The 21,820-nt window shown below is 62.0% G+C and carries 23 protein-coding genes, 1 tRNA gene and 1 pseudogene; 13 read left to right on the top strand and 12 right to left on the bottom strand.

Annotation, left to right across the window (positions count from 1 at the left end; translation table 11 throughout):
• Window positions 1-285: 285 nt before the first annotated feature.
• The 10 genes from AWB74_RS10495 (at window position 286) to AWB74_RS10455 (ending at window position 5,725) form a co-directional block, all read left to right on the top strand.
• Window positions 286-690: a hypothetical protein gene (locus AWB74_RS10495; protein ID WP_061146720.1), complete on the top strand. Its 405-nt coding sequence runs from the start codon at window positions 286-288 to the stop codon at window positions 688-690.
• Window positions 691-783: 93 nt separating this feature from the next.
• A complete protein-coding gene (locus AWB74_RS10490) occupies window positions 784-1,053 on the top strand; it encodes a hypothetical protein (RefSeq protein ID WP_061146719.1) in 270 nt (89 codons plus the stop codon).
• The gene (locus AWB74_RS10485) at window positions 1,050-3,170 is read left to right on the top strand and encodes a DNA polymerase family A protein (RefSeq protein WP_061146718.1); all 2,121 of its coding nucleotides are present in this window, start codon (window positions 1,050-1,052) and stop codon (window positions 3,168-3,170) included. The genes AWB74_RS10490 and AWB74_RS10485 overlap by 4 nt, the downstream gene beginning before the upstream one ends.
• A gap of 79 nt (window positions 3,171-3,249) precedes the next feature.
• On the top strand, window positions 3,250-3,477 hold the full coding sequence (locus AWB74_RS10480) for a hypothetical protein (RefSeq protein WP_061146717.1): 228 nt from the start codon (window positions 3,250-3,252) through the stop codon (window positions 3,475-3,477).
• On the top strand, window positions 3,470-3,757 hold the full coding sequence (locus AWB74_RS10475) for a PDDEXK family nuclease (protein WP_061146716.1): 288 nt from the start codon (window positions 3,470-3,472) through the stop codon (window positions 3,755-3,757). Before AWB74_RS10480 ends, AWB74_RS10475 begins: the two co-directional genes overlap by 8 nt.
• The gene (locus AWB74_RS10470; protein ID WP_061146715.1) at window positions 3,754-4,086 is read left to right on the top strand and encodes a hypothetical protein; all 333 of its coding nucleotides are present in this window, start codon (window positions 3,754-3,756) and stop codon (window positions 4,084-4,086) included. Before AWB74_RS10475 ends, AWB74_RS10470 begins: the two co-directional genes overlap by 4 nt.
• A gap of 2 nt (window positions 4,087-4,088) precedes the next feature.
• Complete coding sequence (locus tag AWB74_RS48190) at window positions 4,089-4,214, top strand: hypothetical protein (RefSeq protein WP_268811188.1); 126 nt, start codon at window positions 4,089-4,091, stop codon at window positions 4,212-4,214.
• Between the two features lie 5 nt (window positions 4,215-4,219).
• Window positions 4,220-4,426 carry a DUF4224 domain-containing protein gene (locus tag AWB74_RS10465; protein WP_061146714.1) on the top strand — a complete coding sequence of 69 codons (207 nt, stop codon included), beginning with the start codon at window positions 4,220-4,222 and terminating at the stop codon, window positions 4,424-4,426.
• A gap of 2 nt (window positions 4,427-4,428) precedes the next feature.
• Complete coding sequence (locus AWB74_RS10460) at window positions 4,429-5,514, top strand: tyrosine-type recombinase/integrase (RefSeq protein ID WP_061146713.1); 1,086 nt, start codon at window positions 4,429-4,431, stop codon at window positions 5,512-5,514.
• A 10-nt stretch (window positions 5,515-5,524) separates the two neighbouring features.
• Window positions 5,525-5,725: a hypothetical protein gene (locus tag AWB74_RS10455; protein WP_061146712.1), complete on the top strand. Its 201-nt coding sequence runs from the start codon at window positions 5,525-5,527 to the stop codon at window positions 5,723-5,725.
• 71 nt (window positions 5,726-5,796) lie between these two features.
• On the opposite strand, the gene AWB74_RS10450 is transcribed toward AWB74_RS10455, so the two are convergent.
• Window positions 5,797-5,873 (bottom strand) — tRNA-Pro (locus AWB74_RS10450).
• A 107-nt stretch (window positions 5,874-5,980) separates the two neighbouring features.
• On the opposite strand from AWB74_RS10450, the gene AWB74_RS10445 reads away from it, so the two are divergent.
• Both AWB74_RS10445 and AWB74_RS10440 read left to right on the top strand, forming a co-directional pair.
• Complete coding sequence (locus tag AWB74_RS10445; protein WP_061146711.1) at window positions 5,981-6,439, top strand: SixA phosphatase family protein; 459 nt, start codon at window positions 5,981-5,983, stop codon at window positions 6,437-6,439.
• A gap of 140 nt (window positions 6,440-6,579) precedes the next feature.
• A complete protein-coding gene (locus AWB74_RS10440) occupies window positions 6,580-7,404 on the top strand; it encodes a GNAT family N-acetyltransferase (protein WP_061146710.1) in 825 nt (274 codons plus the stop codon).
• Between the two features lie 57 nt (window positions 7,405-7,461).
• On the opposite strand, the gene ppx is transcribed toward AWB74_RS10440, so the two are convergent.
• A complete protein-coding gene (ppx, locus tag AWB74_RS10435; RefSeq protein WP_096032014.1) occupies window positions 7,462-8,985 on the bottom strand; it encodes an exopolyphosphatase in 1,524 nt (507 codons plus the stop codon).
• 277 nt (window positions 8,986-9,262) lie between these two features.
• Here ppx and ppk1 point away from each other — a divergent pair, with 277 nt between their 5' ends.
• Window positions 9,263-11,326 carry a polyphosphate kinase 1 gene (gene ppk1, locus AWB74_RS10430; RefSeq protein WP_061146708.1) on the top strand — a complete coding sequence of 688 codons (2,064 nt, stop codon included), beginning with the start codon at window positions 9,263-9,265 and terminating at the stop codon, window positions 11,324-11,326.
• A 728-nt stretch (window positions 11,327-12,054) separates the two neighbouring features.
• Here the strand turns inward: ppk1 and phoR are convergent.
• From phoR to AWB74_RS10380, 10 genes and pseudogenes are all read right to left on the bottom strand, one after another.
• Window positions 12,055-13,368 carry a phosphate regulon sensor histidine kinase PhoR gene (gene phoR / locus AWB74_RS10425; RefSeq protein WP_061146707.1) on the bottom strand — a complete coding sequence of 438 codons (1,314 nt, stop codon included), beginning with the start codon at window positions 13,366-13,368 and terminating at the stop codon, window positions 12,055-12,057.
• 64 nt (window positions 13,369-13,432) lie between these two features.
• Window positions 13,433-14,134, bottom strand: a complete 702-nt coding sequence (gene phoB / locus AWB74_RS10420) for a phosphate regulon transcriptional regulator PhoB (protein WP_008342029.1) — start codon at window positions 14,132-14,134, stop codon at window positions 13,433-13,435.
• A 56-nt stretch (window positions 14,135-14,190) separates the two neighbouring features.
• On the bottom strand, window positions 14,191-14,895 hold the full coding sequence (gene phoU, locus AWB74_RS10415; RefSeq protein ID WP_061146706.1) for a phosphate signaling complex protein PhoU: 705 nt from the start codon (window positions 14,893-14,895) through the stop codon (window positions 14,191-14,193).
• Between the two features lie 40 nt (window positions 14,896-14,935).
• Entirely contained in the window at window positions 14,936-15,814 is an 879-nt protein-coding gene (gene pstB / locus AWB74_RS10410; protein WP_061146705.1) for a phosphate ABC transporter ATP-binding protein PstB, read from the bottom strand.
• A 15-nt stretch (window positions 15,815-15,829) separates the two neighbouring features.
• Window positions 15,830-16,717 carry a phosphate ABC transporter permease PstA gene (pstA, locus tag AWB74_RS10405; RefSeq protein WP_061146704.1) on the bottom strand — a complete coding sequence of 296 codons (888 nt, stop codon included), beginning with the start codon at window positions 16,715-16,717 and terminating at the stop codon, window positions 15,830-15,832.
• The gene (gene pstC / locus AWB74_RS10400; protein WP_061146703.1) at window positions 16,717-17,700 is read right to left on the bottom strand and encodes a phosphate ABC transporter permease PstC; all 984 of its coding nucleotides are present in this window, start codon (window positions 17,698-17,700) and stop codon (window positions 16,717-16,719) included. Before pstC ends, pstA begins: the two co-directional genes overlap by 1 nt.
• A 127-nt stretch (window positions 17,701-17,827) precedes the next feature.
• Entirely contained in the window at window positions 17,828-18,859 is a 1,032-nt protein-coding gene (pstS, locus tag AWB74_RS10395) for a phosphate ABC transporter substrate-binding protein PstS (RefSeq protein ID WP_061146702.1), read from the bottom strand.
• Between the two features lie 221 nt (window positions 18,860-19,080).
• Window positions 19,081-20,442 carry a phosphoglucosamine mutase gene (glmM, locus tag AWB74_RS10390; protein ID WP_061146701.1) on the bottom strand — a complete coding sequence of 454 codons (1,362 nt, stop codon included), beginning with the start codon at window positions 20,440-20,442 and terminating at the stop codon, window positions 19,081-19,083.
• A gap of 115 nt (window positions 20,443-20,557) precedes the next feature.
• Complete coding sequence (gene folP, locus AWB74_RS10385; RefSeq protein WP_235024543.1) at window positions 20,558-21,358, bottom strand: dihydropteroate synthase; 801 nt, start codon at window positions 21,356-21,358, stop codon at window positions 20,558-20,560.
• Between the two features lie 261 nt (window positions 21,359-21,619).
• A pseudogene (locus AWB74_RS10380) lies at window positions 21,620-21,820 on the bottom strand (ATP-dependent zinc metalloprotease FtsH); the annotation flags it as partial.

The raw sequence follows: 21,820 nt of genomic DNA, 5'->3' as shown, positions 1-21,820 counted from the left end.
AGACTCTTGCCCGAAAGCGAGCGGCGTTAGCCGTAGAGCATCCCAGTAGGACGCCCAGAAGTAGCTCCCTGCACAGTGCAGCACCACCAAAGCGTAATCGTCTTATCGGGGCGCTCTATCCGAGCCGTGTCGGCAGCACGGTGCCCGAGCCTTCACTCGCTACCTGTCGCCGCCCGGCCAGCTTGGAACATTCCGGCGGCAGCATGCGCAAACCGTGAGCGCTTAAATTATTAGGCGGAAAGTTTAGGCACTGCCGTTTTGCACTACTAACTAGGAGAAAATCGAATGTCGCGTTATCTGATCAAAACCATGTGCGACGACGCAGCCGTCGAATTGCGCTTCGTGCGCGCTGACTCGCTGAAGAACGGCACGACTCGCTTCACTGGCGAGTGCCCGGCCTGCGGCCACTACCACTCAGTCGAGCGCAAAGCCGCGCCGAGCACGCTGCGCACGAACCCGAAAGCGGATCCCCGCCGCGACGTGACGATCCACGGCACGTCGATCAAGCTGAAGGTGCCCTACTCGATGTCGACGTGGCAGAAGTTCGCGATCGGAAACGTGCGCTTCGAGATGATCGGCAACGGCGTGTTCTGCAAGGCGCTCGACCCGATCCCCGACTCGTGGTTCGTCGACCTGGCCGCAGACGTGATCGAAGACACCGTCGAACAAGACGAACTCGATCTCGTTTAAGCCGCAAGCACATATCAACCTGCGGGCGCTGCCCGCCAAAGTGAACGGCGCCAAGTCGAATAACTGGTGCCCCGAGCAAATGGAGCTTTTCTGATGACCAACGCCGAACAACTAGCCGAATTACTAGACGATTACGCGAAGGCCGAACGCTACACGTGGAATGACGCTTCGTTCAAAGCTCGCAAAGACATCATGGCGCTGTTTGAAAAAATGCGGACCGCTTCGACCGCGAGCGACACTCCCCCTGTCGGGTACATCAACGAGCGCGGCGAACCTGTGCTGAAGAAATTGACCCCGCACGACATTGAGGTCTGCGAGTGCGGCGGTCTGCCCTTGTTGTACACCGCAAAGACCAAAGCATGAAACTCTGGCTCGATACCGAGACGTACAGCCCGACGCCGCTGCGCAACGGGACGCACATTTACGCCGAAGCCGCCGAGATCATGCTCGTGCAGTACGCCGTCGACGATGACGAAGTGCAGGTATGGGATCGCACGGCGGGCGAGCCGATGCCGCTCGATCTCGACGAAGCGATCGACGACGCCGACGAATACTGGTGGCAGAACGGCAACATGTTCGACTTCACGGCGCTGCGCCACGCGGCGCCCGAACTGCTCGCGCGTATGCCGCTAGAAAAGTGGCGCGACACGATGCTGCAGGCGTACGCGCATAGCCTGCCCGGCAAGCTCGATCTGCTTTGCCAGATTTTCAAGCTGCCGATGGACCAGGCGAAAGACAAGCGCGGCGGGCAGCTGATCCAGCGCTTCTGTAAGCCGCAGCGCGACGGCTCGCGCGCGACGCGCCTGACGCACCCGACCGAGTGGGCCGAGTTCATCGAGTACGGCAAGTCGGACATCCGCGCGATGCGCGCCGTCCACAAGAAGATGCCGAAGTGGAATTATCCGAACAACCGTTCGGAATTGGCGCTTTCGCATCTCGACGTGAAGATCAATCAGCGCGGCATGCAGATGGACGTCGACCTGGCTCGCGCCGCGGTGCGCGCGATCGACGTCGCGCAGAAGGATCTCGCGCGGCGCACGGTCGACCTCACCGACGGCGAAGTGACGAAGGCCACACAGCGCGACAAGCTGCTGCAGCACTTGCTCGCCGAGTACGACATCGATCTGCCGGATCTGAAAAAGTCGACGCTCGAACGCCGGATGAACGACCCCGATCTGCCCGACTCGCTGCGCGAGCTGCTGGCGATCCGGCTCGAAGCCACGATGACGAGCTCGTCGAAGTACAAGACGCTGCTGCGCGGCGTGTCGCACGACGGCCGGCTGCGCGGGCTGATGCAGTTTCTCGGCGCGAACCGCACCGGCCGCGTCGCGCACCGGCTCTATCAGCCGGGCAACATGCCGCGACCGAACGTCGGCTTGATCCTGCAGGAACTCGGGATCAAGAAGCTCGGTGACGGCGACATGCAGCGCTATGTCGAGATGGGGATCGACGCGCTGAAGAATGACGCCGCCGATCTCGTTTTCGAGAACGTGATGGGCTTGACGTCGAACGTCGTGCGCGGCTCGATCATCTCGCCGGAAGACAAGAAGCTGGTCGTTTCCGACTTGTCGAACATCGAAGGCCGCGTCGCGGCGTTCCTCGCCGGCGAGCAGTGGAAGCTCGACGCGTTCCGCGAATACGACGCCGGCACCGGGCCTGACCTGTACAAGCTGGCGTATTCGAAGTCGTTCGGCGTGAGCGTCGAAGACGTCGACAAAGAGAAGCGCCAGCTCGGCAAGGTGCAGGAACTCGCGCTGGCGTACGAAGGCGGCGTCGGCGCGTTCGTCACGTTCACGATGACGTACCGCATGGAACTCGACGACGTGCGCGCGGCCGTGTTCAAGGTGCTCGACACGATCGACGGCGACATCGTGCGCGAGTCGCGCGGCATGTGGGATTGGGTGACGAAGAAGCGCCGCACGCTCGGGCTCGAACAAGACGTGTTCGTCGCGTGCGAGATCCTGAAACGTGGCTGGCGCAGCGCGCACCCGCAGATCGCGAGCTTTTGGGGCGAACTGAAAGATGGTGCGATTCAGGCGATCTGCTCACCGAGCACGACGGTGCGCGTGCGCACGATCATCATGCGCCGCGACGGCGAATGGCTGCGCGTGCAGATGCCGAGCGGCCGGCAGCTTTGCTACATCGCGCCGCAAGTCGACGACTCGGGCGGCATCAGTTACATGGGCGTCAATCAGTACACGCGGAAATGGCAGCGCGTGAAGACGTACGGCGGGAAGATCTTCGAAAACCTGTGCCAGGCCGTCGCGCGCGACGTGCTGTTCGAGAACATGCCACGCGTCGAAGCCGCCGGGTACGAGATCGTGCTGTCGATTCACGATGAACTGCTGACCGAAGCCCCGGCCCGCAGCGAGTACAGCGACGCCCACCTGTCCGAACTGATCTCAACCGTGCCGGAATGGGCGCAGGGTATTCCCTTGTCCGCTGGTGGCTTTGAGGCGACACGCTACAGAAAGGATTAAAAAGCGCTTGTCAGGCATCGCCGAACATACTACGATACAGTCATGCAATACCTAACACTGTAGTTCGGAGATGCCTCACATGAAAACTGCCCTTCGCCGCCTGTTCCTTACGCACGAATCGCGTAAGCCGAGCCGCCCGATCTATCGCTGGTTCCTGAACCGCGAACTGCGCAAGCTGAAGCGCGAGATCGATTACGTGTTCCAGGTGCGCCGCGAGACCGTGCGCCGCGAAACGCAGCTGCGCCGCCAAGCCGAGCGCATCGCCGCCGACCTGATGAATCTCGACATCGAGGCGCGTCGTGCTTGAACGCGACGTCGAAGAATACCTGCGCAAGACCATCGAACTGCTCGGCGGTCGCGCGTACAAGTTCACGAGCCCCGGCCGGCGCAACGTGCCTGACCGGCTCGTGATCTTCCCCGGCGGCACGATGGTGTTCGCGGAAGTCAAGAAGCCCGGCGAGACGCCGAGCGACGCGCAGGTACGCGAGCACGAACGCCTTCGCAAACTCGGCTGCGCCGTGTACGGCTGCGTCGACTCGAAGGAAGCCGTCGACCGCCTGATCAACGAAGTGGCGCCGCTGCTATGAAAAACCCACTCGTCAAACCCGAAGACATCGAGCGCGTGCTCGACGGCGGTAAGCGCCTGTCGATCGTGCAACTGATGGCGCGACTCGGACTTACCTATCCGGCCGTGCTGTACAAACTGCTGCCGGCGATGCGCGGTGACGGTCGCGTACAGCGCGAGCGTGAAAGTGTCGACGGCGACAGTTCGCGCCAGCAGTTCGTGTACTTCACCGGCGAGCCGCCCGAGCCCGTCGGCAGGCCTTACCCCGCCGTGCTGATGGAAGGCACGATGACCGGATACGACAAAGCGCTGCGCCAGCATGCCGCGCTGTGCATGGCAACGCGAGGCTGACCGTGAAACCCGAACTCACCGCGGCGGATGCCGACGCGATCGAAACCCTCAACTACATTATCCGACTCGGCACCGGCGTCTGCGCGCTGTGTGTCGTCGGTATTGCGCGACTGACGGGGCTGCTGTGAAACTCATGACTGAAGACGAGCTGGTGCAGATCACCGGCAAGCGTCGCCACTCGAAGCAAGCCGAATGGTTCAAACTGAACTTCGGCATTGACGTCGTGCGCAGCGCCGACGGCCGGCTGATCGTGACGTGGCAGACGTACGAAGCGCTGAACGCGCGCAAGAATGGGTTGACCGCGAACACGGCGGCAACCGTTGAACTCTGTTTCGACTAATCATGGCCGAGCGCAAGAAAGCAAAATACCCGCGCGTGTACCCGAAGCACGGCGCTTGGTATTGGTCCGAGCCGATCTCGGGCCGGTGGATTCGGCTGTGCGCGCTGACGGAAAGCGAGACGACGCTCGTCGAGCGCCTCGCGGCCGAGCGCAAGAAAGTCGAGCGGCCCGAAGGCACCGGCGACATGCGCCCGCTGATCGATCAGTACGTGCGCGAGCACAAAGACAAGCACAAAGAGAAAGCCTGGCCGAAGTACGGCGAGTACGCCGGCAAGGGTTTCCGAAACGTGAACGTCGCTGACGTGAAGCCGACGCACGTCACGAACTGGCTGAAGGTGAAGTACGCCGACAAGCTCGCGATGCAGCGCGTGATGCGCGCATTCCTGAGCGGGTTCTTTCAGTGGTGCGTCGACAACGGCCGGCGCGACACGAACCCCTGCGGCGAAGTAAAGCTGAAGAAGCCGAAAGCGCGCAAGACATACATCACCGACGATCACTTCGCGCGGATTCGCGCGGCGATGCTGACCGTCAGCTACACGCGCGGCGGCGAGACGCGCACGCAGATCGTGCCGACCGGTCCGATGATGCAGTGCTTCGTCGATCTCTGCTATCTGACGATCCAGCGCTCGACGGATATTCGCGAACTGACGTGGTCGCAGGTTGATCGTGCGGTTGGCGTGATTCACTTCCTGCCGAGCAAGACCGAAGACAGCAGCGGCATCGCCGTCGACATCGTCATCACGCCCGAGATCGAAGCCGTGCTCGCGCGCATCGTCGAGATCGACGGCGGCGTACAGCGCATCGGCACTGCGCCGGTCGTGCACGCGCTGAATGGCAAAGCCTACGGCGCGACGGCGGTGCGCTCGGCGTGGGATCGCGCATGTGAGCGCGCCGCGCTGACGGCTGAAGATTACACGGTGAAGGATATTCGCGCGAAGGCGCTGACCGACGCCGAGCGGGCCGGGTATAGCATCGAGTCGCTGCAGATCGCGGCGGCGCACAGCGACACGAAGACGACGCAAATTTATCTGAAGCAGCGCGACGTGCCGGTTTCCGATGTTAGGCTACGCGTTCCGAAATCAGCTTAGGAATGCGGCCATGAACGAGCGCGAAGCGAAAGCGAAAGCGATGAAGCGTTACACGAAGTCGGCGTACAGCAGCATGGCCGGCGTCTTCCTTTTGCCGCTCGGCATCTGGTGGACGCCGGCTATTTTTCTGGCCGTGCTGTGCTTTCTCGTGTCGCTCGTGTTCGGCTATTTGGGGTGGAAAGCAGATCCAGCCGAGCCACTCGGCCGCTGAATTTATTAGACACCCGTTAGACATTGCATTAGACACCGCAAACTGCACTACCTGCAAAGCCTTGAGAATATTGGTCGGAGCGAAAGGATTCGAACCTTCGACCCTCTGATCCCAAATCAGATGCGCTACCAGGCTGCGCTACGCTCCGTCGAGCCACGGATTGTAACGTGCCGGCCGCGCGTCCGCAATGCCGGCCTCAGGCATATATTTTTCTGCGTGAAGCCAAGTGAACCTCGTCACCAGGAGACGACCTCGATGAATCTCATTCTGTGGCGCCACGCCGAAGCCGAAGACCAGGCGTCGAGCGATCTCGCGCGGCAGCTCACGCCGCGCGGACGCAAGCAGGCACAAGGCATCGCCAAATGGCTGAAAGCGCGCATCGGCGACGATGCCGTGTTGCTCGCCAGCCCCGCGACGCGCACGATCCAGACCGCCGAAGCCTTCGGCGACCGTTATCGCGTCGCCGACGAGCTCGCGCCGGGCAACGGTGCGCAGTCCGTGCTCGATGCGGCGGGCTGGCCCGACGGCATCGCGGAAACGGTCGTCGTGATCGGGCATCAGCCGACGCTCGGCCACGTCGCCGCGCTGCTGATGACCGGCCACGAAGCGGAATGGCCGATCAAGAAATCGGGTATCTGGTGGTTCCAGGGACGCACGCGCGGCGGCGACGGCCAGGTCGTGCTGCGCGCCGTGGTCAATCCGGACCTGCTCTAGCGCCGGCCGGGCGTCGCACGCTCGCCTCATGCGCCGTGTCGTTTCATCGAAACGTCATTGCGATGCCATGCGAGCGTCATCGCGCGTTACTACATTGGCGAGGACTTGAAGCCACAGACATGTCCTGTCGAGGAACGCCAATGCAAGATTTGCCGACGCCTTTCCTGCAACTCGGAGCGTCATCGCTCTCGCTCGATTCGCGCCGCCACCTTCCGCGCACGTCCGAAACGCATACGGGCCGCGAGCGCCTGCAAGTCGCGTGGGCACGCGACGACGACGCCCTGCGCGACGCACAGCGCCTGCGCTTTCGCGTGTTCTCCGAAGAAATGGGCGCGCGCCTTTCCGGTCCCGCGGGCCTCGATGTCGACGCCTTCGACGCCTATTGCGATCACCTGCTCGTGCGCGATCTCGATACGCTGCAGGTCGTTGGCACGTATCGCGTGCTGCCGCCGCATCAGGCCGCGCGCATCGGCCGCCTGTACGCGGAGAGCGAGTTCGACGTGTCGCGTCTCACGCATCTGCGGCCGAAGCTCGTCGAAGTGGGCCGTTCGTGCGTGCATCCGGACTATCGCAACGGCGCGGTGATCATGTCCCTGTGGGGCGGCCTCGCCGCGTACATGATGCAAAACGGCTACGAAACGATGCTCGGCTGCGCGAGCGTCGGCATGATCGACGGCGGGCACTATGCCGCGAATCTCTATACGTCCCTTCCCGCCGATGCGCTGACGGCGCCCGAATATCGCGCCTTTCCGCATACGCCGCTGCCGGTCGAGGAACTCGGCACCGGCGCGAACGTAAGCCCGCCGCCGCTCGTGAAGGGTTATTTGCGCCTGGGCGCGAAGATTTGCGGCGCGCCGGCGTGGGATCCGGACTTCAACACCGCGGACTTCCTCACGCTCTTCCGTCTCTCGGAGATCAACGCGCGCTACGCGCGTCACTTCATCGGCGACATGCAGGGCCGCTAAGTACCCCGGATGCGAAAAAGGCCCCTCGGGGCCTTTTTCTTCTGTTCTCTTGCGGCGTCAATCGCCCGTATAGACCACGCGATACGGCCGCCCGATCTTCTCCCATTCCATCGCTTCCTGAACGAGGCTGTAATCGGTGAGCGGATTGTTGGTCACCCATTCGCTCGGCAGATGCACGTCGAAGCCGCTGCCCGCCCCGCTGCCCGCCCTTCTCACCTCGATGCCCGGCAGCCCGACATCCGTGCGCCGGCGCGACAGGAGCGCCGCGAGCCGCAGACAAAAAAGCAGCGTCCAGTCGATGTCGCGAGCCTGCGCGATCTTGCCGAGCTTGCCCGCATGTCCGAGCACGAGCGCCGCGAGCCGTGCCTGATCGGTGCGCGAGAATCCGGGCATGTCGGCGTTGCTCGCGATATACGCGGAGTGCTTGTGATAGGCGCTGTGCGCGATCGACAGGCCGATCTCGTGCAGCGACGCCGCCCAGGCGAGAAACATGCGATTTTCTTCGCGCAGGTCTTCGTCCGGCTCGCCGAGTTGATCGTAGAAGCTGATCGCCAGTTCACCGATGCGCTCGGCCTGCGCGGAATCCACGCCATAGCGGCGCTTGAAGCCTTCGACCGTCACCGTGCGCATGTCCTGATGCTGCGAGCGCCCGAGCAGGTCGTACAGCACGCCGAGGCGCAAGGCGGCGTCGGTGGTATCGGCGTATTCGACGCCCAGTTCCTCGAACACGCCGAGCATGATCGACAAACCGCCCGCGAGCACCGGCACGCGATCGGGCTTGAGCGCGACGAGCTTCAGCCGGTTCACGTTCTCGGCCTTGATGAGCGCGCGCTTGAGCCGCTCCAGACCGACGCGCGAGATGCCGTGCGTGACATCGGGATCGTTGAAGCCGTTCGCCTCGATCAGCTCCGCGAGCGCGCGCGCCGTGCCCGAGGAACCGATCGCCTGATCCCAGCCGGTCTGCTTGTATTCGCGCGAGATGATCTGGATTTCACGCTTGGCCGCGAGTTCGGCCTGACGCATCGTGTATTCGTCGACATTGCCCGCCGGGAAGAACTGGAGGCTGTGGCTCACGCAGCCGATGTAGAGGCTCTCCATGTGAATCGGCGTGTAATGGGAGCCGATGATGAACTCGGTCGAGCCGCCGCCGATATCGACGACGAGCCGCTTGCCCGCGCTCGCCGGCACCGAATGCGCGGCGCCCGCGTAGATGAGGCGCGCTTCCTCGCGCCCCGCGATGACTTCGATCGGAAAGCCGAGCGCGGCTTCCGCCTCGATGAGAAAGTCGTGCGCGTTCTTCGCGACGCGCAGCGTATTGGTGGCGACGGCGCGCACCTGATCGGGATGAAAATCGCGCAGACGTTCGCCGAAGCGCTTGAGCGCATCCCAGCCGCGCACTTGCGATGCGCGGTCGAGCATCTTGTCCTTCGACAGTCCGCCGCCGAGCCGCACGGGCTCGCGCAGCGCGTCGACCTGATAGATCTGGCTGCCGGCGGGCGTTTCCTCGACCCGGCCGACGATCAGTCGGAAGCTGTTCGATCCGAGGTCGACCGCGGCAAGAAGATGGGGATGTGTGACCATCGGAGAGATCCGGAAATCGTGAAGTGGGGAACGGCACTGTCACAGCGGCGCTGTTGCAGCGCACGAATTCTATTCTATGCCGATGCGGCGCGCGCCCGTTGGAACTCGTAAGCAGCCCGCTTACAGCCCGTTGAGGAATCGCGCATTCGCGCTAGCGACGCTATCCTCATAGTGAGTAGAATTTGTGAAAATTGTTCTGTCATAAAAAGCACATCATACTGTGAGATCATCCGAGAGTTTTCTTGCCCATCTGCTCGAGACACCTTCCCGCCCCCCGATGTCCATACGCTATCCGTTATTCAATCGCGAACTGGGCATACTAGGTTTCAACGAGCGCGTCCTCGCGCAAGCCGCCGACACGACGGTGCCGCTGTTGGAACGCCTGCGATTCATCTGCATCACGAGCAGCAACCTCGACGAATTCTTCGAAGTCCGTATGGCGGGTCTGCAAGAGCAGATGCGCGACAATCCCGGTTCGTTGTCGCCGGATGGCATGTCGCTGCAACACGTCTACGACCTCGTCTCCGAGCGGGCGCAGCGCCTCGTGCGTCAGCAATATTCGATGCTTCACGACATCGTGCTGCCCGCGCTCGAAATGGAAGGCATCTACTTTCACGGTGCGGAAGACTGGACCGAGCAGCAGACCGCGTGGGCGCGCGACTATTTCTACAACGAGCTTTTGCCGGTGCTCACGCCGATCGGGCTCGATCCCGCGCATCCCTTTCCGCGCGTGTTGAACAAGAGCCTGAACTTCGTCGTCGAGCTCGAAGGCACCGACGCTTTCGGCCGCCAGGCGATGATGGGCATCGTGCAGGCGCCGCGCGCCCTGCCGCGCCTCGTGCGCATGCCCGAGGCGCTGTCGGGTTATCCGCATGGCTTCGTGCTGCTGAGCTCTTTCATGCAGCACTTCGTGAACGAACTGTTCCCGAACCTCATCATGCGCAGTTGCAACCAGTTCCGCATCACGCGTAACAGCGAGCTTTTCGTCGATGAAGACGAGATCACGAATCTGCGCGTCGCGCTACAGGGCGAATTGCCCGCGCGGCATCTGGGCAATGCGGTGCGTCTCGAAGTGTCGGCGGAAACGCCGCCGCATCTCGTGCGCCGTCTCCTCGATGAAGGCCAGTTGAGCGAGCGCGATGTCTATCGCGTGGACGGGCCGGTGAATCTCGTGCGCCTGATGCAATTGCCCGAGATGGTGGACCGGCCGGATCTCAAGTTCGTGCCGCATATCCCGTCGGTGCCGAAGGCGATCGCGAATACGTCGAATCTTTTCGATGCGATCGATCAGGGCGATATCCTGCTGCATCATCCGTACGAGAGTTTTCAACCGGTGCTGGAACTGCTGCTTCAGGCGGCGAAGGACCCGCAGGTCGTCGCGATCAAGCAGACGATCTATCGCACGGGCACCGATTCGCCGCTGATGGACGCGCTCATGCAGGCCGCGCGCAACGGCAAGGAAGTGACGGTCGTCGTGGAGCTGCTCGCGCGCTTCGATGAGGAAACGAACATCAACTGGGCGTCGCAGCTCGAAGCTGTGGGTGCGCATGTGGTGTATGGCGTCGTCGGCCATAAGTGTCACGCGAAGATGATGCTGATCGTGCGGCGCGTATCGCTGGGCGGCAAGCTCGTGCTGAAGCGTTATGCGCATCTGGGCACGGGCAATTATCATCCGCGCACGGCGCGTCTTTATACCGACTTCGGCTTGCTGACCGCGGATCAGGAAATGTGCGAGGACGTGCATCACGTCTTTCAGCAGCTCACCGGAATCGGTGGCGAGATTCCTTTGAATCAGCTGTGGCAGTCGCCGTTCACGCTGCACGCGAAGCTGATCGATGCCATACGTGCCGAAGCCGAGCATGCGCGCGCGGGACGGCGGGCGCGGATCGTCGCGAAGATGAATGCCTTGCTGGAGCCTACTGTCATTGCGGCGCTTTACGAGGCGTCGCATGCGGGCGTGAAGATCGATCTGATCGTGCGGGGGGTTTGCTCGCTGAAGCCTGGTGTCGAAGATCTTTCGGAGAACATCACGGTTCGGTCGATCGTCGGGCGGTTTCTCGAGCATCATCGGATCTTTTATTTCTATGCGAATGGCAAGGAAGATGTGTTTCTTTCCAGTGCTGACTGGATGGATCGCAATTTCTTCCGACGTGTGGAGGTGGCGTTTCCGATTCGCGATCGGCGGTTGAAGCGGCGCGTTATTGCTGAAGGCTTGTCGGTTTGTCTTGGCGATAATCAGTCGGCCTGGGTCATGCAGAGCGATGGGCATTATCGGAAGCGGCGGCCGGGGAAGGCTATTCGCAATGCGCAGTTGGGGTTGTTGGCGAAGTTTTGTTCTTGATTTTTTCTAGCGGAGCTTTTGGGTTCGCTCTTGGCTTTGCTTTTGTCGCCGGATCCCAAATTCGCGTTGGTCTATTTGCGTTGCCCCTATGCGGGGCGGCAGTCACTTTCTTTGCTGCTGCAAAGAAAGTAACCAAAGAAACAGCTATCCCCAGCCTAAGCACTTCATGCCGGCCGCGGCACAGGCGATTGACCTAATGGAACCCAGAGTAGCGAGTGCTCTCGTAGGTCTCGTCGGGCGTGGACCGCGCACGGTCTGACAAGCCATAACTTCAAGAACACTGGTTCAGCACGAAATAGCTTCGGCACAGCGCTACGCGCTGCCGCCGGGTATGCAAGGGAAACCAACGGTAGGCAGGTACTTGCAGTGAGAAGAAGACGTTAGGAAGGAAACACGCGCAGACCCGCTCTTCCCGTCGGCCGCGAAGCGGGCCGGAGCTTGCGAGGGGCTGAACCAGTTCGTTAAGCGGCGCGATGAAGCAGACCGTGCGCGATCCAAGCCGCGCGAGTTTTGTGAGGGCACTCGCTACTCCGGGGGCCATTCAGCCAATCGCCTGTGCCGCGGCCGGTGTGAAGTGCTTAGGCTGGGGAAAGCTGCTTTCTTTGGTGACTTTCTTTGCAGCAGCAAAGAAAGTTACCCCCGCCCCGGGGAGGGGCAACGCTAATAAACCAACGCGAATACGGGATCAGCCGAAAGCGAAAGCAAGAAACAAAAAAGCAAAAACCCATTCAAGCCGCCAACGACTTCCTCAAAGCCGTCCGCGAAGCGGGAAACCTCACGATGAACGTGCTCCCCCTCCCCACTTCACTCTTGACATCGAGCTCGGCGTTATGCCGCTGCAACACATGCTTGACGATAGCCAACCCCAACCCGGTGCCACCGGTATCCCGCGACCGACTCCGATCCACGCGATAAAACCGCTCCGTCAACCGCGGAATATGCTCCGCAGGAATCCCAAGCCCACTATCCCGCACCGTGAACACCGCGCGATCCTTCATGCGCTGCCATGAGACTTCGATCGCCCCGCCATCCGGCGTATAACGCACCGCATTCGTGACGAGGTTGCCGAGCGCGCTCATCACTTCAGTCTCCGCGCCCGCGATGGTCAACGCATCGTCGCTATGAAATGAAATCCGATGCCGCCCGCTAGAAAGACTATTGGCATCGTCTTCCAGATGACGCATCACCGCGCGCATGTCGAGCAACTCGTCGCCCGGCGGACGCATATCACCTTCGAGATTGGCGAGCACGAGCAGATCGCGCACGATGTTCTGCATGCGCGACGCCTGCTGCTCCATCATGTCGAGATAACGCATGCGGTCGGCTTCGTCGAGCGGCAGTTCACGCATCGTTTCGAGAAAACCGGAGAGCACCGTGAGCGGCGTCTTCAACTCATGCGAGACATTGGCGACGAAATCGCGACGCATAGAATCCGTGCGCTCCAGCTCGGTGATGTCCTGCGTGAGCAGCAGCTTGCGATTCTCGCCGTACGGAAACACCTGCACCGCGACCGTGTATTTGCGATGCATGCCCATGCCGCGCATCACGAGCATCTCTTCGTAATGGTGTGCGTTCAGGTAACGAACGAAATCGGGATTGCGCACGAGATGCGTGATGTGCTGTCGCAAGTCGCGCTTCGCGTCCAGCCCGAAATGCTTCTCGGCGATGGCATTGCACCATTCGATCTGATCGTGATCGTCGAGCATCGCGACACCGTTCGGCGAGGCCTGGATCGCCTGAATGAAGCGCGCATGCTGTTGCTCGACCTGACGCACCTGCGCGTGCCAGCGCTTCGCGAGCTTGTGCAGACGGTAATAGATTTCGCCCCAGATGCCGAGTGCGCTCGGCACCTCGCCGTAGACCGGCGCTTCGAGCAGACGCCACAGGCGCTGCATGTGATACGTGACGAAGAAGCCCTGCACGACGAGCATGAGCACCGCGAAAGCGAGCGCCACGCGCACGCCCGCGAATGCGCCGATCGCAGCGCTAAGCGCGGCGAGCAGCGCGAGGGACACGATGGCGCGCGTCCAGATGATGTTCATGTTGTCGGTGAGTCTGAGTGACGTTGATGCGGCAAATTAAAGCGGATAACTTTAGCAGCAGAACTCAGGCGCTCTTTGCAAGCCGGTATCCGCTGCCGCGCACCGTTTCGATCATAGCATCGCAGCCCGCCGGCTTGAGCGCGGCGCGCAGGCGCTTGATATGCACATCGACCGTGCGCTCCTCGACGAACACGTGATCGCCCCACACCTGATCCAACAATTGCGTGCGGCTATGCACGCGCTCCGGATGCGTCATGAAGAAATGGAGCAGGCGGAATTCGGTCGGACCGAGATCGAGTTTGATGTCGTTGCCCGAATGACTCGCCGCCACGCGATGCGTCGCCGGATCGAGACGCAGGCCGTTGATCGCGACCACGTCTTCCGTCAGCTGCGGTGCGCGGCGGCGCAGAACCGCCTTGATGCGCGCCATCAGTTCCTTCGGCGAAAAAGGCTTCGTGACGTAATCGTCCGCGCCGATCTCGAGGCCGAGCACCTTGTCCTGCTCGTCGCCGCGCGCCGTCAGCATGATGATCGGGATATGCTTCGTGCGCTCGTTGTTGCGCAACTCGCGCGCGAACGCGATGCCCGACTTGCCCGGCAACATCCAGTCGAGCAGCACGAGATCGGGCAACACGTCGCTGATCAGGTTTTGCGCCTGTTCCGCGTTATAAGCGCGAATGGGGCAATGTCCCGCATGCTGAAGATTCACCGAAATCAGTTCGGAGATCGCGGGTTCGTCTTCGACGACGAGGATACTGCTGGGCATCGGCACCTCTTGACCTTTTGCTTGAAGTTAAAACGATTGCGCTCGGCCGAAATAAATCAACTGAGCGCCTCGCGCTCGAGCTGGTCGCGCGAGATGTGACGCACGTCCGTGCCCTTCACGATATAGATGATGAATTCGGCGATGTTCTTCGCGTGATCGCCGATGCGCTCCACCGCCTTCGCGATGAACAGATAGTCGAGGCCCGCCGAAATGGTGCGCGGATCTTCCATCATGTACGTCACGAGCTTGCGCACGAAAGCGCGGAATTCATCGTCGATGGCCTTGTCGTCGCGCACGATTTGAGCTGCGGCGACCGTGTCGAGACGCGCGAACGCGTCGAGCGCGCGGCGCAGGATCGACACCGCCATCTCGCCCGACAGCTTGATCTCGGCGATGTTCACCGTGCGGCCCGCGCCATCTTCGTTGATGCGCTTCACGCGCTTCGCGATTTTCTCGGCTTCGTCGCCGGCGCGTTCGAGATTCGTGATCGTCTTCGAGATCGCCATGAGCAAACGCAGATCGCGCGCGGCCGGCTGACGGCGCGCGATGATGTTGCTGCACTCCTCGTCGATCTCGACTTCCATCGTGTTCAGCCGCACTTCGGCCGCGATCACCTGATCCGCGATGCCGATGTCGAACTCGTTCAACGCCTGCATCGCAGAGATGATCTGCGACTCGACCAGACCGCCCATTTCCAGCACTTTCGACGACACCGCGTTGAGGTCGGCGTCGAACTGGCTCGAAAGATGTTTATCGGACATATATGCTCCTTAAGCCTTTCTGTTTCACCTGGCTGACAAATCAGCCGAAGCGGCCCGTAATGTAGTCTTCCGTTTCCTTGCGGGCCGGCTTGATGAAGATCTTTTCGGTATCGCCGAATTCGATCAATTCACCGAGGTACATATAGGCAGTGTAGTCCGAACAGCGCGCCGCCTGCTGCATGTTATGCGTGACGATCACGACCGTGTAATCGCTCTTCAATTCGGCGATCAGCTCTTCGATGCGGCCCGTCGAAATCGGGTCGAGCGCCGAGCACGGCTCGTCGAGCAACAACACTTCCGGACGAATCGCGATGCCGCGCGCAATGCACAAACGCTGCTGCTGGCCGCCCGACAGACCGTAGCCGCTCTGCTGCAGCTTGTCCTTCACTTCGGTCCAGAGCGCGGCCTTCGTGAGCGCCCATTCGACGCGGTCGTCCATTTCCGAGCGCGACAGCTGCTCGAACATCTTCACGCCGAACGCGATGTTGTCGTAGATCGACATCGGGAACGGCGTCGGCTTCTGGAACACCATCCCGACACGCGCGCGCAGCAGCGAAATGTCCTTCGTGGTGTCGAGCAAGTTGACGCCATCCATCAGGATTTCGCCTTCGCCGCGCTGCTCCGGATAGAGCGCGTACATCTTGTTGAAGGTGCGCAGAAGCGTCGACTTGCCGCAACCCGACGGACCGATGAAGGCCGTGACCTTCTTCTCGGGAATGCGCAGGTTGATGTTCTTCAGCGCGTGATACTTGTTGTAGAAGAAGTTGAGGTTCTTCACCTCGATCTTCGGCTTGATGGAATCCGCTGGCTGCGAGCCGTGCGTCGGGCGCACGCTGCCCGGAACCGGACCGCGTTCGACCGGCTTGTCATCGGCAGTCTTCGAATTCAGGTGCTTGACACCACTATCGACCGTATTCATGGAATCACTCAGCCCTTATTTCTTCGAGAAGATCGCGCGCGCCAGGATATTCAGACCCAGCACGCCGAGCGTAATCAGGAACACACCGGCCCACGCGAGCGATTGCCACTGCGGGAACGGACTCATCGCGAACTTGTAGATCGTCACCGGCAGGTTTGCCACCGGCTGATTCATGTCCCACGAGAAAAATTGATTCGACAGCGCCGTGAACAAGAGCGGCGCGGTTTCACCGGCGATCCGCGCGACGGCCAGCAACACGCCTGTGACGATGCCGCCGATCGATGCCTTCAGCGTGATCGACATCACCATCTTCCACTTCGGCGTGCCGAGCGCGAACGCGGCTTCACGCAGCGCATTGGGCACGAGCTTCAGCATGTTCTCGGTCGTGCGGATCACGATCGGAATCTGCAGCAGCGCCAGCGCGATCACGCCGGCCCAGCCGGAGAAGCGGCCCATCTTCGCGACGACCAGCGCATACACGAACAGACCGACGACGATCGAAGGCGCCGACAGCAGAATGTCGTTGATGAAGCGCGTGATGTTCGCGAGCCAGCGCTTCTGGCCGTATTCGGCGAGATACACGCCCGCGAGAATGCCGAGCGGCGTGCCGACGAACGTCGCGAGCACGACGAGCATCAGCGAGCCGACGATCGCGTTGGCGAGACCACCGCCATCGGTGTTCGGCGGCGGCGTCGACTGCGTGAACAGCTCGACCGACAGACCGCCGATGCCGAGCTTCAGCGTCGTGAAGAGAATCCACACGAGCCAGAGAAGGCCGAACGCCATCGCGGCGAGCGAAAGCGTGAGCGCGATCGCATTGGTGCCGCGGCGGCGGCTTTGCAGCTTCTCACGCGTAGCCTGCACGCGATCCGGGTCCTGATTGAAGGTGGCGGGACGGCTCATTATTTACGGCCCTCCCCGCGTTCCATGCGAATCAGCATGATCTTCGAAATCGCGAGCACGAAGAACGTGATCACGAACAGAATGAGACCGAGTTCCATCAGCGCCGACGTGTGCAGGCCCGGGCTCGCTTCCGCGAATTCGTTCGCGAGCGCCGACGTGATGCTGTTGCCGGGCGAGAACAGCGAGACATTGTCGAGCAGGTTCGTGTTGCCGATGACGAAGGTGACCGCCATCGTCTCGCCGAGCGCGCGGCCGAGGCCGAGCATGACGCCGCCGATGACACCGGCGCGCGTATAGGGCAGCACGATCTTCCACATCACTTCCCACGTCGTGCAGCCGATGCCGTACGCCGATTCCTTCAGCAGCACGGGCGTGACTTCGAACACGTCGCGCATCACGGATGCGATGTACGGAATGATCATGATCGCGAGAATCACGCCGGCGCACAGGATGCCGATGCCGATCGGCGCGCCCTGAAAGAACATGCCGATGACGGGCACGTCGCCGAGCAGATGGCCAAGCGGCTTTTCGAAGTATTCGGCGAAGATCGGCGCGAACACGAGCAGACCCCACATGCCGTACACGATCGACGGAATCGCCGCGAGCAGCTCGATTGCGACGCCGAGCGGACGGCGCAGCCAGGCAGGCGAAAGCTCGGTCAGAAAGAGCGCGATGCCGAAGCTCACCGGAACCGCGATGATGAGCGCGATGATCGACGTCGCGATGGTGCCGTAGATGGGCACGAGCGCGCCGAAGCTTTCGCTGGGTGGATCCCATTCCGCGCGCCAGAGGAACGAGAGCCCGAATTTCTGGATGGTCGGCATCGACGCGACGAGCAGCGAAACGATGATGCCGCCAAGCAGAAGCAGCGTGACGACGGCCGCAAGCCGCGTCACGCCGCCGAAAATGATGTCGCCGAGACGGCTTGGCGCGCGCTGGGTATGCGCCGCCGGCACCGCCGACGAGAGATTGATGTCCGACATGGGAGCCTTGGTTTCGCTACGTGTCAGACCGCGCGGCGAGCCCTGGCTCGCCGCGCGGCTTTCTTTACTGCGTTGCTGTCCTTCGAATCAACAGCTTAGGACAGTTTCAAACGACTGCTCTTTGCGCTTATTCAGCAACCGACTTGCCCGCAGCGTCCTTGACCTTCGCCTTCCATTGCGTCTTGATTTCGGCAACGACCGAATCCGGCAGCGAGATGTAGTCGAGATCGTTTGCAGCTTGGTTGCCGTTCTTGAACGCCCAGTCGAAGAACTTCAGCGTTTCCGTGCCCTGCTGCGGCTTTTCTTGCGTCGCGTGCAGCAGGACGAAGGTCGCGCCGACGATCGGCCATGCGTTCTGGCCCGGCTCGTCCGTCAGGATCTGATAGAACGACTTCGACCAGTCCGCGCCCGCTGCGGCGGCCTTGAACGTGTCGGTCTTCGGCTCGACGACCGTGCCAGCCGAGTTCTTCATGCCGACGTAGGTCATCTTGTTCTGCTTCGCGTACGCCCACTCCACGTAGCCGATCGCGCCCGGCAGACGCTGCACGAATGCCGCGACGCCGTCGTTGCCCTTGCCGCCCGTGCCCGTCGGCCAGTTCACGGTCGAGCCTTCGCCGACCTTCGACTTCCACTCGGTGTTCACCTTCGACAGGTAGTTCGTCCAGATGAAGCTCGTGCCCGAGCCGTCAGCGCGGCGCACCACGGCGATGTCGGTATCCGGCAGCTTGACCTTCGGGTTCAGCGCGGCGATCGCCGGGTCGTTCCACTTCTTGATCTTGCCGAGGTAGATGTCGCCGAGCACCTGGCCCGACAGCGTCACTTCACCCGCCTTCACGCCCGGCACGTTGATCACCGGCACCACGCCGCCGACCACCGTCGGGAACTGGAACAGGCCGTCCTTCGCGAGTGCGTCGTCTTTCAGCGGAGCGTCGGAGCCCGCGAAATCCACGGTCTTCGCGATGATCTGCTTGATGCCGCCCGACGAGCCGATGCCCTGGTAGTTGACCTTGCCGCCGCCGCTTTTCTGGTAGGCGTCTGCCCACTTGGTGTAGATCGGGGCTGCGAAGGTACTACCCGCGCCGGTGATATCGGCTGCTTGAGCGGAGATGGCGAACACTGCACCAATCAGGCCGGCCAGCGCGGTTTGCATCAATTTCATTCTTAACCTCCAGGGTTGTGAGCGTGTGTCGTGTGCGTGTGAAACGACACGCGAAATATAGGAGGTGTCCGTGACAGTAATATGACTAATCGTGAAGCAAACATGTCAGTTTTCTTACGTGCTGAAAGTTTGATCACATCCCATTCGTCAAGCGCCCGATGCAAATAAAAAAGCGGGCCGAGGCCCGCTTTTCGCGAAAGACGATGAAATTCAGTAAACGCCTACGAAGTCGCCTCTTTCACGACTTGCGCAATCGTTTCCGCGTACCGAACCGCATCTTGTTGCGCCGACGCTTCCACCATCACGCGAAGGACCGGTTCAGTTCCCGACGCGCGAATCAAGACCCGGCCGCGCGATTGGAGGGAACGCTCGGCTTGCTCCACGGCACGACGAATCGCGTCGCTGGCCTTCCAGTCCGCGCCCGCGTTCATTCGGACATTGATCAGCTTCTGCGGGAAGAGGCTCACGCCTTCGAGCAGTTCGGCGAGCGACTTGCCGCTGCGCTGGATCGCCGCAAGCACCAGGAGCGCCGAGACGATGCCGTCGCCGGTCGAATGACGGTCTAGCGACAGAATGTGACCTGAGCCCTCCGCGCCCAGTTGCCAGCCGTTCTCGCGCAGCTTTTCAAGTACGTAGCGATCGCCGACGGCCGCGCGCACGAAGCGCACGCCCACCTCTTTCAACGCCACTTCGACGGCCATGTTGGTCATCAGCGTGCCGACCGCGCCATCCACCTTGCCGTCGGTCGCGATGCGATCCTTCACCAGCACGTAGAGCAGCTCGTCGCCGTTATAGAGTCGGCCCGTCGAATCGACGATCTGCAGGCGGTCCGCGTCACCGTCGAGCGCGATGCCGATATCCGCCTTGTGTTCCAGCACGGCGCGCACGAGCGCATCAGGGGCGGTCGCGCCGACGCCGTCGTTGATGTTGAAACCGTTCGGCGACACACCGATCGACACGACTTCCGCGCCGAGCTCATGAAACACGTGCGGCGCGACGTCGTACGCGGCGCCGTGCGCGCAATCGATCACGAGCTTCAGCCCGCGCAGATCGAAGTTCGCAGGGAACGTGCTCTTGCAGAACTCGATGTAGCGGCCGCCCGCATCGTCCAGGCGCCGCGCCTTGCCGAGCCGCTCGGACGGCGCGCATTCCATCGGCTGCTCGAGCTGGCGCTCGATTTCGAGCTCGATTTCGTCGGGCAGCTTGTTGCCGTCAGCCGAAAAGAATTTGATGCCGTTGTCGTCGTACGGATTGTGCGAAGCGCTGATCACCACGCCCGCCGACAGCCGCAGCGCGCGCGTCAGATACGCGACGCCCGGCGTCGGCATCGGGCCGGCCAGCATCACGTCGACGCCCGCCGCCGAGAAGCCCGATTCCAGCGCCGCTTCCAGCATGTAGCCGGACACGCGCGTGTCCTTGCCGATGAGCACCGTCGGACGATTACCCTTTTTCTGCATCGCGCGGTCCGCGCCCGCGAGCACCTTGCCCGCAGCGTATCCGAGCCTGAGTACGAAGTCCGGCGTGATCGGCGCGACACCCACGCGCCCACGGATCCCGTCCGTTCCAAAATATTGACGTGCCATTATTGCTTGCCCTCCTCGCGGGACATACGGCTGCGGGTATCGACCCGCGACATAGTGTTGATGATTTATATTGGCGCGCGCCTGCGCCGGGGAGCATCCCTAATGGCGCCAAGGCTCAATGATGCCGATTAACGTCTGCTTGTTTTGTGGCTTGCCAGACCTTCAGCGCATCGACCGTTTCGGCGACATCGTGCACGCGGATGATCGCCGCGCCGCGTTCCGCCGCGCAGACCGCGGCGGCGACGCTCGCCGCGAGCCGCTCGCCCGCGTTGCGTCCGGTGATGGCGCCGAGCATCGACTTGCGCGACATGCCCGCGAGCAACGGGAAATTCGCCCCCGCGGGCTGGGTCGCGGCGAGACGCGCGAGTAACTGGTAATTATGCTCGACCGTCTTTCCGAAGCCATAGCCCGGATCGAGACTGATGCGCGCGGCTGGGATACCCGCCTGCGTGAGCGCGGCGACACGCTCCGCGAAAAACGCGCGTATCTCGGCGACGACATCCGCGTAAATCGGGTCGTGCAGTTGCATGGTGCGCGGCTCGCCGAGCATGTGCATCACGCATAAGCCGCAATTGCTGCCCTTTACGGCGTCGAGCGCGCCTTCCCGACGAAAGCCCCAGATGTCGTTGATCATGTCCGCGCCGGCATCGAGCACGGCTTGCATCACCGCCGGCTTGTACGTATCGACGGAAAGCGGCACCTGGACGTCACGCAAAGCTTCGACGATCGGCACGACACGCGCCAGTTCTTCATCGAGCGGGACGGGCGGCGCACCGGGACGTGTGGATTCGCCGCCGATATCGATCATGTCGGCGCCATCGGCGATCATCTGCTCGGCACGCGCAAGGGCGGCGTCGCGCGAAATGAAGCGGCCGCCGTCCGAGAACGAATCCGGCGTGACGTTGAGGATGCCCATGATGAGCGGCCGTTCGAAGGTCAGCGTGAAGCGCCCGCACTGGAGCGGCGCTGCTGAAGACGAGGATGAGGTCGGAGTGGTCAAGCGAGTCGGACGAAGGAAGTAATTCGCGGGAGCGGCGGAGAAACGTCTGATGCGGGCCGCGTGCAAAGCGGATCGGTGCTAGCGAGCGCGACGTTCAGCATCTCATTAAAACGCAGCCGTAAATGGAAAATGGGCCGGCGTGCTATGCACACCGGCCCATGAACGGACGCAGCTAACTCAGGCCGTGGCGGGCGCGTTGCCCGGCTTGACCTCGGTGCCGCTGCTGCCGCCCGGAGGCGTGTCGCCGGACGGCGGCGGCATGTTCTTCGGCGGACGCGGCGGACGATCCGCCATGATGTCGCTGATCTGGTCCGCATCGATGGTTTCCCATTCGAGCAGCGCCTTGGTCATTGCCTCGACCTTGTCGCGGCTGTCTTC

It is taken from the genome of Caballeronia arvi, assembly GCF_001544695.2.
In the GTDB taxonomy this organism is placed as follows: Bacteria; Pseudomonadota; Gammaproteobacteria; order Burkholderiales; family Burkholderiaceae; genus Caballeronia; species Caballeronia arvi.
This window is presented reverse-complemented; position numbering and strand designations above follow the sequence as displayed.